Genomic DNA, 12976 nt, shown 5'->3' with positions numbered 1-12976 from the left:
AATTCTCATCGTAGCCTGGGGCAACGCCCCAGATAAGGTTAATCAACAACATGTTTGGCCGAAGTCCATAGTCATCGTACATGGCCGATAAGGGTGAAAATGGCTTTCAGCCAAACATCTTTAATGGTTCTCGCAGACCTGGGGTGATACCCCAAGCTACGGTGAGCGAGGCCGTTGGCCAAAAGTCCTTGGGCGTGGCATCAAGGTGATTGTCAGCATCTATGATGAGACAATCAAGATTCTTCGGTCGCTGGAAGCTCTCTCAGAATGACGCGAAAGCTATTCCTATTTCGTGTAATTCGTGTCTTTAGTGGTTAACTTTCTACCGCCCCGTCTTCCACACCGGGTCTTGGTGTGATTCCTGCGCCGAGGCGAACCAGCGGGTGAGCGTCATCTTTTGGCGTGTATAGAAGTGCACGCTTTCGGTGCCCTGGATATGCAGGTCGCCGAAGAAGGATTGATTCCAGCCCGTGAACGGGAACCAAGCCATCGGGGCCGGCACGCCGACGTTGATGCCGATCATGCCGGCGTTGAAGTGGCGCTTGAACTCCCGCGCGGCATAGCCACTCGACGTGAAGATCGATGCTCCGTTGCCGTAAGGACATTGGCGGCCGACTTCGAGGGCGCTTTCCAGATCGTTCACGCGAATCACCGAGAGCACCGGGCCAAAGATTTCTTCTTGCGCGACGCGCATCGAAGGTTCGACTTGATCGATCACGCTGGGACCCAGCAGAAAACCTGCGCTGTCGAATTCGCGGCGACCGTCGAGAGCGACTCGGGCACCATCCTGCGCGGCGACTTCCAAATAGCCAGCCACGCGATTGAGATGATCCTGACGAATCAACGGTCCCATGTCGACGTTTTCATTCCCATCGGTGGGGCCAACCCGGAATTTGCCAGCGTAATCAACGAGCCCGTCCACAAGCGGATCGCCGGCCGTGCCCACGGCCACCGCCACGCTCCCCGCCATGCAGCGTTGACCTGCACAGCCAAAAGCTGATGCCGAGAGGGCCTTCACCGATTGATCGAGATCGGCATCGGGCATGATGATCAGATGATTCTTGGCACCACCAGCCGCTTGAACCCGCTTGCCGTTCTTTGTGCCGACTTCGTAGATGTATTTAGCAATGGCCGTGGAACCGACAAACGAAATCGCCGCCACCTTGGGATGCGTGAGTAACACGTCAACACAAGACTTATTGCCGTGGACGATGTTGAACACGCCATCGGGCAGTCCCGCTTCGACAAGCAGCTCGCCCAGACGCACAGACGACAAAGGCACCTTTTCCGAGGGCTTCAACACAAAGGTGTTGCCACAGGCGATGGCCACGGGATACATCCACAGCGGCACCATGAACGGAAAGTTGTACGGAGTGATCCCGACGCACACGCCGACGGGATGGCGATTGGTTTCGGCGTCGACGCTCGAAGCAATATTCGGGAGCGTGTCGCCCATCAGCATCGTGGGGACACTGCACGCGAATTCGATCATTTCCATGCCGCGCTGCACTTCGGCCCGAGCTTCGGGGAGCGTTTTGCCATGTTCGCGCGTCACGAGGGCAGCAAACTTTTCAAAGTGCGCGGCGACCAGATCGCGATAGCGGAACATGATGCGGGCACGTTCCACGGGAGGCGTTTCGCTCCACGCGGGAAGCGCCGCGGCAGCTGCTGCTACAACTTCGGCCGTTTCGTCGACACTGCAAAACGGCACGCGGGCGATCACTTTGCCGGTCGAGGGATTGTAAACATCGCCCCCTTCGGCGGACGCACTGTTGTACCAACGACCGCCAGAGAGGACCGGAACAATCGAAACAGCAGGAGTGGCGGTGGCAGCCATGGCGAAACCTTATGATGGTGTTGAAACTTTAGCAGCGGAGCTTGCTCCGCGCGGAACTGCGAAAGTATTATCCGCAAAACAACTTGGCAGTAGTCATAGCAATTCCAACCAGTTATCATAGCCAAGTTGTCGTGGTTTACCACAGTGCGCCAACTACTTAGTGATTGGCCCGCATTGAAATAGTGCCGATGCCATTTCGGCGTTCCCCTTAGTTTTTTGGCGGCCTAGCTTTTAGGAGCATACGATGCCGAGAATCGTTCGTGGTGGGTTGATTCAAGCCACTCTTTGTGAGCCGGTCACGTCGGGAGTTCAAAAAGTCAAGCAAGCGATGATCGACAAGCATGTGGCGCTCTTGGCCGATGCCGCCGACAAGGGAGTCGAAGTCGTTTGCATGCAGGAGCTATTCTACGGCCCCTATTTTTGTGCCGAGCAAGACCCCAAGTGGTATGACCTGACCGAACGTGTACCCGACGGCCCCACCACGAAGCTCATGCAAGAGCTCGCCAAGAAGCACAAGATGGTCATCGTCGTGCCGATGTACGAGGAGGACCTCACCGGCGTTTATTACAACACGGCGTCGGTCATCGATTCCACGGGCGAATATCTCGGCAAGTTCCGCAAGATGCATATCCCCCACTGCAATCCCGGCTTCTGGGAGAAGTTTTATTTTCGCCCCGGCAACATGGGTTACCCCGTGTTCGACACCAAGGTAGGTAAGATCGGCGTCTATATTTGCTACGATCGGCACTTCCCCGAAGGGGCACGCTGCCTGGGCCTCAACGGCGCTGAGATCGTGTTCAACCCCTCGGCGACCGTCGCGGGATTGAGCGAATACCTCTGGAAGATCGAGCAACCGGCCCATGCCGTGGCGAACCAATACTTCGTCGGAGCAATCAATCGGCCCGGGTTTGAAGAGCCGTGGCGCATCGGCGAATTCTATGGCCAAAGCTACTTCTGCGATCCCCGCGGACAATTTATTGCTCAAGCCGACCGCTCGGGCGATGCCATCGTCGTGGCTGACATGGATCTGGACTCGATCCGCGAAGTGCGCAACGTGTGGCAGTTCTTCCGCGATCGCCGGCCAGATAGCTACGACGCGATTGTGGCGGATTGAGAAGTTCGCAGTTGGCTCAGTTGAACCGACCACGACGCGACTATCCCGCCCACGATGCATCCGGCAACTACGTCGCCGACAAAGTGGTAATTCATCGCCACGAGAGCGATAAGCATCGGCACTGCGATAAACCCATACAGCCATCGCCACCGCGGCAAAGTGAGCCAGAATACGCCCAGGAAGCCAGCAATCCGCGCGGCGTGGCCCGAGGGAAAACTTCCTTCGTCGTCGTCGGCATGAAACGGATGGAATCCGTATGTGCCGTTGCCGATTAGCGACGGATTGTCATCGTGCCAAGTTTCCGGCCAATATCGACCGGCTGCGTCACCGATTGAATAACGAAACTGATCAGCGACAATCAGACTCACACAGGCAACAAATAAAACATGTTGCCAGTTCTTCCAAGGACCCACGAATCGCTTAAACGCGAGCAGTGCTAGAACAACCGGCGACCACGTTTGCACGATCGGTGGCGGGTAGGTCAGCCATTTGAAGATCGTGATCTTGTTGATGCCGCGATTGTAAACGAAGAAGGCCACTTGCCGATCAACGAAAAAATAGCAAATCACAACCAGAACGACGCCCACGATCAGTGCCGCGAGGGTGTGCTTACCGAGCCCACGGAAGTCTTGGTCAGTTGTTGGCATTCTCAGGTTTACGAGCAAACAGATTCATCAGCACGAGATAGGTGACAAACGACACACCAAAGCTGATGAACCACGCGTAGTGATAAAGATCGCCCCAAATTTTGGGCAACTCAGAAAAACGATTCGACACTTGCATCAAAAAGCCGGGGATGCAAGGCAAGATACCAAGCACCATGGCAATGATCGCCCAAGGGTTGAACCCGCCGTTGTACCAATATGGTCCTTCGCGGCGATAAAGCCCAGCGAGATCGAGCTGTGTTTTTCGCCACACCAGATAATCGGCCAGCAACACGCCTCCCACGGCCCCTAACAGTGCGGAATAAGCCACCAACCAGCGAAAGATGTAGCCGGTGGGGTCTTCAACCAGTTTCCAAGGCCGAATCAAAATGCCGATGATACCCGTGATGAATCCTCCCGTGCGGAATGAAATCCACTTAGGCGCTAAGTGTGCAAAATCATTGGCGGGACTCACCACGTTGGCGGCAATGTTCGTGGCGAGTGTCGCGATGCAAAGCGACACCATCGCCACGACCAACACAATTGGGTTCGTGAACTTGCTCAACACGATCACGGGGTCCCAAATCGTTTCACCATAGATCACCGCCGTGGCACTCGTGACCGCGATACCGATGAACGAAAATAGCGCCATCGTGGTGGGTAGGCCCAGCGCTTGTCCCAAGGCTTGGTCCCGCTGCGAGTAGGCATAGCGGCTGAAGTCGGGAATGTTAAGCGACAGCGTGGCCCAGAAACCGACGTTGGCGGTGAGCGAAGCAAAAAAGAAAGGCCAAAACAGCCCCGCTTTCGGTCCACCCACTTCAAATGCAGAAGGCTTATTGAGCATCGTGCCAAAACCATCCGCCGCGTAATATGCCCAGCCAAGGAGTACGAATCCCAAGCCAATCAGCAGCGGGGCTTTGATGTTGAGCAAGATGCGGATCGATTCCACGCCTTTATAGATAACCCACATGTTGATCGCCCAGAACAGCAAGAAACACATCGCCTGCGCGGCATTGATTTCCAGCACCGGCAGTTTTTCGAGTTTCCCCCAAGCGGGCACAAAGACCACAAGGATTTGATAGATCGCCGCCCCGCCAATCCACGATTGAATCCCAAACCAGCCGCAGGCCACGAGCGCACGTAATAGCGCTGGTACATTCGCTCCTAAAATCCCAAACGACGGTCGACAATAAACGGGGAAGGGGATGCCATACTTCGTGCCTGCGTGGGCATTGAGCACCATCGGCACTAACACGATCACGTTGCCGAGAAAGATCGTCGCGATCGCCTGCCACCAATTCATGCCTTCTTCGATCATGCCCGAGGCGAGCATGTACGTCGGCACGCACGCCGACATCGAAATCCACAGCACCGCCATGTCGCGCATCGACCAACGCCGCTCGCTGCGCGGCACAGGAGCCATGTCGTGACTGAAGTAGGGAGAACTTGAGACGTCGGTCGTCAGTTCGACGATGCCATCGGCGGGAAAAGATCGGGCGGAAGAATCAGCCATCGCATGATCCTGTCGTGATGATAGTGATGCTCAAGGTATGTGCCGCCAAGCGTGAGTATGCACGGGGCCAAATCCCATGTACATCACGGTTGGCCGCAGTATGTTGTAGCCCTAATTTGTCGTAAAGCGATTGTTCTGGGCAAGGCCAATGTCACCGGTTAGAATCGAAAACACCATACAAGTTCATTCGCCACTGCGCGGAGTATCACGATGTCGACATCAGCAAAACTTCCCCCCACCAACCTCACCCCCACGCCCTACGATGGCCCCACGCGCGAACAAGTCATCGCCTTGCGGCATCAATATGTCTCACCCGGCGTGATCACGTACTACAAAGACCCTCTGATGATCGTCGAGGGGAAGATGCAGTACCTGTGGGATGAAACGGGCAAGCGCTATCTCGATGCCTTCGCGGGGATCGTCACCGTGAGCGTGGGCCATTGTCATCCCAAAGTGATCGACAAGGTCCGCGAACAAACTGGCAAGCTCCAGCACACGACCACGATTTATTTGCACCCGTCGATCGGGCAGTTCGCTGAGAAGCTGGCCAGCAAGATGCCCGAGGGCCTCACGCGCAGCTACTTCACCAACAGTGGCAGCGAAGCCAACGAAGTCGCCATCCTGTCAGCCCGCGAATACACGGGGAACGACGCCGTGGTTGCTCTGCGCAACGGCTATCATGGTGGCACGTCCGTTCCCATGGGACTCACGGCCCACGGCACATGGAAATTCAAATCCAATCCCCAGCTCAACATCCTGCACTCCAATGCGGGCTACTGCTATCGCTGCCCCTACGATTTGGAATATCCGTCGTGCGGACTCAAGTGTGCCTACGATGTGAAGAACGTCATCCAGTATCAATCCTCGGGCGAGATCGCCTGCTTCATCGGCGAGCCGATTCAAGGGGTCGGTGGCACGGTCACGCCTCCCCAGGAATTTTTCAAAATCGTTTACGACATCGTCCGCCAACATGGTGGGCTGTGCATTGCCGATGAAGTGCAGGGGGGCTTTGGCCGCACCGGGCATCACTATTGGTCGCATCAGAATTACGACGTCGTGCCCGACGGCATCTCCATGGCCAAGGGCATTGGCAACGGTATCCCGCTGGGGGCGTTCACTACGACGGAAAAAATTTCCGAAGTGATGAAGAACCGCATTCACTTCAACACCTTCGGTGGTAACCCGATCAGCATGACGCAGGGCCTAGCCACGCTCGAAGTGATCGACGAAGAGAACATCCAGCAGAATGCTTTGGAAGTTGGCGGATACCTCAAAGAACGATTACTCGAACTTCAAGAGAAGCAGCCGCTGATCGGCGAAGTCCGCGGCATGGGCCTCATGCTGGGCATCGAACTGGTGACCGATCGAAAGACGAAAGAACCCGCCAAGGCCGAAGCCGCCGCCGTGATGGAAGAATGCAAACACCGTGGCCTGATCATCGGCAAGGGCGGCCTCTTCGGCAACACTTTGCGCATCAAGCCCCCGATGTGCATCACCAAGGACGACGCCAACTTCATGATCGAATGCTTGGATGAAGTGCTGACGGTGGTGGGTGGGAAGAAGTAGGGTTAGCCGGCAGTGTCCCACTGCCGAGCGAAATCCGGGAACGGCATCGGGACGATGCCGGCTAACGTTGTTCGTCGATTCTCTTGATAGCCACTTCACCCCGGCCAATAATTGTTGTGGCACGCAGCTTCCAAATCGCGATAATAGGGGCCGCACATTGATGCGTTTTTCTTTGAAACTTTGACGTAGTCCGAACCGAGTAATGCCCTTTTCCGGCAAGGCGAACCGTCAGCGCGCAGTGAAATGTGGAAGATTGCGCGAGTCGTATAAGCCATCATGCGCGTCAGTAGAGCGTGTATGAAGGCCGTCACAAGTTAATACGCACCTTGTTTAAGCTAGCTTTGCAATCGTCGTCGCGAATAAGCACACATCGAAGCCGCAAGGCATAAGAGCAATGTACTAGGTTCAGGAATCGCTACCACCAAAGTTTCGGCGTAAAAGCCTCCAAGCGACGGGCTCGAATTGAGGAAATAGCTGAATGGAGTTCCATCTCTGTACAATCCAGATAGGGTGACGTTGCGCTCTGTGATTGGTAGGGAACCGTTAACCAGAACGTCATCCGTGATTTCAACGCCGTCGATGAAAAATGAACGTCCAAGGATATTAACCTGTCCGCTCAACGCCCTAAAGTTACTGTTCAGATCTCCCCCACTAATATTCACCACAGAGTCACTGTAGACGGTAACTCCTCCGTTAATTGAGCCACCGGCTATGTTCAGAGTGTTCTCCGCGAATACGGAAAGTTCAGCGGAGATGTTTCCGCCAGAAATCGTAACAATCGAGTTGTTTGCGCCACTTAGGACGCCACCTGCTACGTCCCCACCTCTAATATTGACCACTGAATTGCTCTCCGCTCTGAAATAGCCGGCAATGCCTCCCGTGATATCCAATATCGCATCGCTCAGTTGAATTGAACCCACTTGCCCGTCATTGATGCCAAGGTGAGAACCGGCGTGGAGTAGCACATTTTGACCCACTATGCCGCCATCGATCGTCACGTTGGTACGCAGCACTTCCAGGCCGTTACCTATTGTTCCCCCCGTCATATTTACGGTGGCGTCGACGGTCGCGAAGTTATCACCTACAGAGGCGCCGGTGCCGAGATTGAGTGTCTGTCCGGCACGCAGTCCTTTCGGTGCTGGGTCCGTAGGTGAATTGATCACACTAGGAGCAGAGGGAAGCGAAACAGTATTGAGATTGACTGATGCAAAGCTGCGATCGAAAATGAAGACCGACCCGTCCGCCAGTGTACCTGTCAAGAGTTTGGAACCGGAAGGAAAGTTCGTTGTACCTGTGACGGGAACTCCGTCGAGTTCAAACTCTCCGCCAGTGATATCAATCGTACTCCCTGCATACACGCGAAATTGTTGTCCAACGGTCCCACCCGAGAGATTGATTTGGGTGCCAGCAAGACTCCTGAAATCGTTTCCTATTGTTCCTCCACTCATGTTGAGTGTACTTCCGGCGAACATATGGAAACGGTCGCCGATACTGCCTTGAGTGAGATTCAAATCAGTACCCACGAGTTCTAATCCCCTAGCAATTGATCCGCCAGCGAGATTCAGAGTCGCATCAACTCCGGCAAAATTTTCAATTGTGTTTGCGCCTGCCCCCAAGGTGAGAGTCTGACCCGCACGAAGGCCCCTGGGGACCGAATCGACGGGCGAGTTAACAATGCTTGGAGCAGCAGGTAACGAAGTTGTTGCAAGCGTTAATGTTCCCGATGGAAATGTATCCCGGGTCTCGCTCGCAGCAGTGTCTCGAACAAGCACGATAACTGTGCCATCCGCCAGAGTGCCCGTGAGAATCGTTCCGCTGGAAACCGTTGTGGAACCACTAATGGGGACCCCATTCCGAACAAATTCTCCACCAATAATGGCCACAGAACCGCCACTCGCCGATGTAAAATTTTGGCCTACGGTGCCGCCCGTGTAATGAACGACCCCCCCAGAAAAAACTTCCAAAGAATCGCCAACAGTGCCACCACTAATATTTAGGGTGGCTCCTGAAAACACATCCAAACCAAAGCCAGTAGACCCGCCGCTGATATTGACTTCAATATTTGTGTTCGGCCCAACGGGAGTACCAGCATCAAAGGAAGGGCCGATCACGCCACCGTCAAAAAGATTCAGTTGCGTATTCGAGCCGATGACAGTAGGCGCAATATCCGGCGGAACATTGTAAACCGTCGTAAAAGCGAGTGCAGCTTGCTGAAGGCAGGGCAACGCGAGAAGAAAAATTGCCTGAGAAAAGTGTCGGTTCATGAGCGCCACCTCCGAAGAATGACAGTAAATAAGTCCGTGGACGAATAGCGATAAATCACCCGATAATCTAATTAACTTCGTTTGAGAAGTCCACAAAAATCTAGAAACTTCACATTATTTGGGATTTCAAGTGGGTGTACTGGTGGTGCCCCACTGGTCGCATAACAAGCAATGACGATTTATGCGTGAGAAGGATCTGTTCGTTTTACGGGATCCTGACGCGTTTACATCAGCTTGCGGAAATGTGTAGCGTTAGCATTCGAGGGCGTGATGAAAATAGCACTGGTTGGTAGCGATTCTTGATTTCTATATTGGCGTCTATCAGCAGGTTCTCGTCGACACGACAGTCATTACACCCCGGCCAATAATTGTTGTGGCACGCGTTTCTTAAATCGCGATAATAGAGACCGCACATCGATGCCGTGTTCTTTGATAATTTGATAATCCACAACGGCGAGCCGTCAGCGTCAGCGCCCGGAGCGACCAGGAATGACGCTGCGCTATTCGCGCACAACTCCAACTGGGCTAGAAATGCGCGCATGCAGCGGTTTCAAGCTACGTTGCAATGCAATTTTCCAATTCTGAATTTGAAAATGACTCTGAAAAGTTGACCAAGTTGGACAAGTTGACAAAGAACGAAGACCGTAGTCGGTAGGACTGTGGACTGTAAGGAGAATTGTTACAGTCTACTGCCCATAGTCCACAGACACTTTCCGCTGCTTGGCAACATTTAAGAGGCCGCAAACCACGCAAACCTAGCAAAGCAGATATTGAACTGGCCGGGAGTGGTTCTATCACCTTACCACTTTCAAACCAACGATGCCCGCTACGATCAGCGCGATAAAGAAGAGTCGCGCGGGGGCCGCTGGTTCGCCGAAGAGCGCCATCCCGAGGAGCACTGTTCCTACCGCACCGATGCCGGTCCAAATGGCGTAGGCCGTCCCCAAAGGAAGCTTCTGCACAGCGAGAGCGAGAAACACTCCGCTTGCCGCCATCCCCACGAGCGTCAGTACCGATGGCACCAGCTTTGTGAACCCTTCCGAATACTTCAACCCGACGGCCCAAGCGACTTCCAGGACACCAGCGATCAGGAGGTAAAGCCAAGCAATCATGGGGAACGGCCTCAAGTATTAAGAAGTGTGGGCAAGCAAATACTTTATCAACTCTGCGAGGCGAGGTAATCACTAATTGACTCTGCGGTGTTGATAAGACACACTGGACGGGTGATTCGTTTGACCAGGAGCCATGCCCATGCCCACGCTTGAAACCGTCGTCAATGGCCTCAAGATGCCGAACCCCTTTGTGATTGGTTCGGGCCCGCCGGGAACCAACGGCAACGTGATCGGCAAGGCGTTCGACGAAGGCTGGGGAGCCGTCATTTGCAAGACGATCAGCCTCGACGCCAGCAAGGTCACGAACGTCCAGCCCCGTTACGCTCGCTTGCGTGGCCGCGATTCGAAGGAAATCATCGGCTGGGAAAATATCGAGCTGATCAGCGACCGCAGTTTTGATGTGTGGGTTGATGAGCTCAAGCGAGTCAAAGACAAGTATCCCGACCGCATCTTGATCGCCTCGATCATGGAGGAGTTCAACAAGGATGCGTGGGTCGAAATCACCGAGCGTTGCCAGGACCTCGGCGTGGATGCGTTCGAGCTGAATTTCTCTTGCCCGCACGGTTTGCCTGAAAGAAAGATGGGCTCGGCGATGGGCGAGAATCCCGACATTCTCGGCGAGGTTTCGAAGTGGGTGAATGCGGTCGCCAAGGTGCCGGTATGGGCGAAAATGACTCCTAACGTCACGCATATCGAAGACCCCACGCGAGCCGCGCTGAAAGCCGGGTGCGAAGGGATCGCCGCGATCAATACGATTCGCAGTGTGCTCGGCGTCGATTTGGAAACATTACGTCCCGAACCACAAGTCGAAGGTTACACAACACCGGGCGGATATTCCTGCCGCGCGGTGATGCCGATTGCCTTGCGGATGTGTATGGAAATTGCTCGCGTGATTCGCGATGAATATCCAGGCCGTACGCTGAGCGGGATCGGCGGCGTGGAAACCGGTAGCGACGCAGCCCAGTTTATTTTGCTCGGTGCCGACACGGTGCAAGTTTGCACGGGCGTGATGAAATTCGGCTACGGCATTGTCAAAGAGATGTGCGAAGAATTACTGGCGTTCATGGAGAAGCACAAGTTTGAAACGATCGCCGATTTCAAAGGACACAGCGTGCAGTACTTTACGACCCACGCTGATCTTGTAAAACGCCAAGCCGCCGCACGCGAGCAAGCCAAAGCCCAGCACGACAAGAAGATGATCCGCGACGATGCCCAGTGGACGGGCGAAGACTTCGTCGATCAGACCGACGCGTTGGCGCGCGGTTAAGCTTCCCACTTAAAAATGGGTCGGCTTACGGGTGAGCAATTCGCCATAGCCTAACTCACCGACGAATTTGCTGTCGCGGACTTGAACCTTGCCGCGCACGGTGACTTCCGTCGGTCGGCCTTCGATTTCCCAACCCTCGAAGGCGTTGTAGTCGACCGCCATTTCTTGGGTTTTGACCGACAGCTTGCCGCGATACTGGGGATCATAAATCACGAGATCGGCATCGCTCCCGACCGCCACGGTTCCCTTGCGCGGGTAAAGCCCAAATAACTTGGCGGCTTGTGTGCTGGCGGCGTCGACGAACGTATTGAGGTCGATCCGGCCTCGGCAAACTCCGTGAGTGTAGAGGATGTTGACACGATCTTCGATCGAAGGAATGCCGTTGGGGATTTTGGTGAAGTTGTCTTTGCCCATGTCTTTTTGACCGGCGAAGTCAAACGGCGCGTGATCGGTGCCGACGGTGCTGATCAAACGCGACTGTAAACCAGCCCACAGGGCATCATGTTGAATCGCATCGCGTAAGGGAGGAGACATGACATACTTGGAGCCTTCAAAATTTGGCTTAGCCGTATAAGTTTTGTCGAGCACGAAGTGGGGAATCACGGATTCGACCCAAGCATGCACGCCGCGGAGTTGCCCTTCCTGAACCGCTTCCAGAGCTTCACGGCAGGACGTATGAACGCAGTAAACATGGGCGCCCGTCATTTCGGCAAACGTCATGAGGTGGTGAACACCTTCGGCCTCGACACGAGGAGGTCGTGAAGCGTCTTGCCACTCGGGACCCGTTTTGCCTTCGCTGATCAGCTGGGCTTGAAGCTGCGAAACCAAGGTTTCGTTTTCGCAGTGGGCCGTGACGATGACGCCGAGTTCCTTGGCCAGTTTCAGCGTGCCGTAAAGCTCTTCGTCATTGATGCCAAAAGCACCTTTGTAAGCGAGGAAGATTTTGAACGAGGCAATGCCACGTTTCACAATCTCACGAAGCTGGGTAACGGCCGAGTCATCGAGCCGGGCAACGCCCATGTGGAATGTATAGTCGCAAGCACTCTCTTTCGCCTTAGAAAGCCAAAGCTCGTAGCTTTCCAGCGGTTCATCCGAACGAGCCGGGCAGCACATCTCGATGAGCGACGTTGTGCCGCCAACCAATGCGGCCTTGCTTGCCGTAATATAGTCATCCTTGGCGAAGGTGCCCATGAACGGCAGGTAGATATGTACGTGCGGATCAATGAAGCCAGGAAACACATATTTTCCCGCCGCGTCGATGACCTCTGTGGCACCTTCCGCAGAAATCTGTGGCGCGATTTTGGTAATGACTTCGCCTTCACACAAAATATCCGCGACGTAATCATCGCTTGCCGTGATAATGCGACCATTTTTGATAAGCAGTGACATGCAATCGTCCCAACAAGGTAGAAACACATAAGCTGTCGCCATTCTTGGCGTTTCAGCCAATTGTGCCCTCTGACATCGGCCGGTCAAGCCGGTTGTAGGGAAAATAGGCTTCACAGAGAACAAAGTCTTGGCGGTCGCGAATCATGCGGCAATCTGATTCCGGCATCTACAAATCGCAAGCTACGTTTCACTGTACTTATCGCCCACCTCGACGAGGTGCTGCTTATCAAACGATTATCCTCCACTCTGTTTGCCCGCCGAAATTGTGCT

9 protein-coding genes are annotated in these 12976 nt (G+C 54.5%); 3 read left to right on the top strand and 6 right to left on the bottom strand.

Going from position 1 to position 12976, the window contains the following annotated elements:
- Window positions 1-322: 322 nt before the first annotated feature.
- Window positions 323-1837 (bottom strand): CoA-acylating methylmalonate-semialdehyde dehydrogenase, encoded by a 1515-nt coding sequence (locus AC6T8Q_RS11090; RefSeq protein ID WP_500679137.1) that lies wholly within the window; start codon window positions 1835-1837, stop codon window positions 323-325.
- Window positions 1838-2081: 244 nt separating this feature from the next.
- Between AC6T8Q_RS11090 and AC6T8Q_RS11085 the strand changes: the two genes are divergently transcribed.
- Complete coding sequence (locus AC6T8Q_RS11085) at window positions 2082-2951, top strand: nitrilase-related carbon-nitrogen hydrolase (RefSeq protein ID WP_496919196.1); 870 nt, start codon at window positions 2082-2084, stop codon at window positions 2949-2951.
- Here AC6T8Q_RS11085 and AC6T8Q_RS11080 read toward each other — a convergent pair.
- Both AC6T8Q_RS11080 and AC6T8Q_RS11075 read right to left on the bottom strand, forming a co-directional pair.
- Complete coding sequence (locus AC6T8Q_RS11080; RefSeq protein ID WP_500679136.1) at window positions 2927-3598, bottom strand: phosphatase PAP2 family protein; 672 nt, start codon at window positions 3596-3598, stop codon at window positions 2927-2929. The genes AC6T8Q_RS11085 and AC6T8Q_RS11080 overlap by 25 nt on opposite strands.
- Window positions 3585-5108, bottom strand: a complete 1524-nt coding sequence (locus AC6T8Q_RS11075) for an NCS1 family nucleobase:cation symporter-1 (protein WP_500679135.1) — start codon at window positions 5106-5108, stop codon at window positions 3585-3587. The genes AC6T8Q_RS11080 and AC6T8Q_RS11075 overlap by 14 nt, the downstream gene beginning before the upstream one ends.
- A gap of 210 nt (window positions 5109-5318) precedes the next feature.
- Here AC6T8Q_RS11075 and AC6T8Q_RS11070 point away from each other — a divergent pair, with 210 nt between their 5' ends.
- Complete coding sequence (locus AC6T8Q_RS11070) at window positions 5319-6674, top strand: aspartate aminotransferase family protein (RefSeq protein WP_500679134.1); 1356 nt, start codon at window positions 5319-5321, stop codon at window positions 6672-6674.
- Between the two features lie 335 nt (window positions 6675-7009).
- Here AC6T8Q_RS11070 and AC6T8Q_RS11065 read toward each other — a convergent pair whose 3' ends face one another.
- Entirely contained in the window at window positions 7010-8938 is a 1929-nt protein-coding gene (locus AC6T8Q_RS11065) for a hypothetical protein (protein ID WP_500679133.1), read from the bottom strand.
- 794 nt (window positions 8939-9732) lie between these two features.
- The gene (gene sugE, locus AC6T8Q_RS11060) at window positions 9733-10050 is read right to left on the bottom strand and encodes a quaternary ammonium compound efflux SMR transporter SugE (protein WP_500679132.1); all 318 of its coding nucleotides are present in this window, start codon (window positions 10048-10050) and stop codon (window positions 9733-9735) included.
- A gap of 139 nt (window positions 10051-10189) precedes the next feature.
- Here sugE and preA point away from each other — a divergent pair, with 139 nt between their 5' ends.
- Window positions 10190-11317: an NAD-dependent dihydropyrimidine dehydrogenase subunit PreA gene (gene preA, locus AC6T8Q_RS11055; RefSeq protein ID WP_500679131.1), complete on the top strand. Its 1128-nt coding sequence runs from the start codon at window positions 10190-10192 to the stop codon at window positions 11315-11317.
- 9 nt (window positions 11318-11326) lie between these two features.
- On the opposite strand, the gene hydA is transcribed toward preA, so the two are convergent.
- Window positions 11327-12706 carry a dihydropyrimidinase gene (gene hydA / locus AC6T8Q_RS11050; RefSeq protein WP_500679130.1) on the bottom strand — a complete coding sequence of 460 codons (1380 nt, stop codon included), beginning with the start codon at window positions 12704-12706 and terminating at the stop codon, window positions 11327-11329.
- Between the last annotated feature and the right edge of the window lie 270 nt (window positions 12707-12976).

Origin of the sequence: Bythopirellula sp., assembly GCF_041737835.1 — a bacterium.
Taxonomy (GTDB): domain Bacteria; phylum Planctomycetota; class Planctomycetia; order Pirellulales; family Lacipirellulaceae; genus Bythopirellula.
The sequence above is the reverse complement of the archived record's forward strand: the minus strand, read 5'-3'. Positions and strand labels throughout refer to the sequence as shown.

Bases quoted from the DNA above. Each gene is read 5' to 3' on its own strand.
- AC6T8Q_RS11085 (WP_496919196.1), top strand. From the start codon at position 2,082: ATGCCGAGAATCGTTCGTGGTGGGTTGATTCAAGCCACTCTTTGTGAG.
- preA (WP_500679131.1), top strand. From the start codon at position 10,190: ATGCCCACGCTTGAAACCGTCGTCAATGGCCTCAAGATGCCGAACCCC.
- AC6T8Q_RS11075 (WP_500679135.1), bottom strand. From the start codon at position 5,108: ATGGCTGATTCTTCCGCCCGATCTTTTCCCGCCGATGGCATCGTCGAA.
- AC6T8Q_RS11090 (WP_500679137.1), bottom strand. From the start codon at position 1,837: ATGGCTGCCACCGCCACTCCTGCTGTTTCGATTGTTCCGGTCCTCTCT.
- AC6T8Q_RS11070 (WP_500679134.1), top strand. From the start codon at position 5,319: ATGTCGACATCAGCAAAACTTCCCCCCACCAACCTCACCCCCACGCCC.
- hydA (WP_500679130.1), bottom strand. From the start codon at position 12,706: ATGTCACTGCTTATCAAAAATGGTCGCATTATCACGGCAAGCGATGAT.
- sugE (WP_500679132.1), bottom strand. From the start codon at position 10,050: ATGATTGCTTGGCTTTACCTCCTGATCGCTGGTGTCCTGGAAGTCGCT.
- AC6T8Q_RS11080 (WP_500679136.1), bottom strand. From the start codon at position 3,598: ATGCCAACAACTGACCAAGACTTCCGTGGGCTCGGTAAGCACACCCTC.
- AC6T8Q_RS11065 (WP_500679133.1), bottom strand. From the start codon at position 8,938: ATGAACCGACACTTTTCTCAGGCAATTTTTCTTCTCGCGTTGCCCTGC.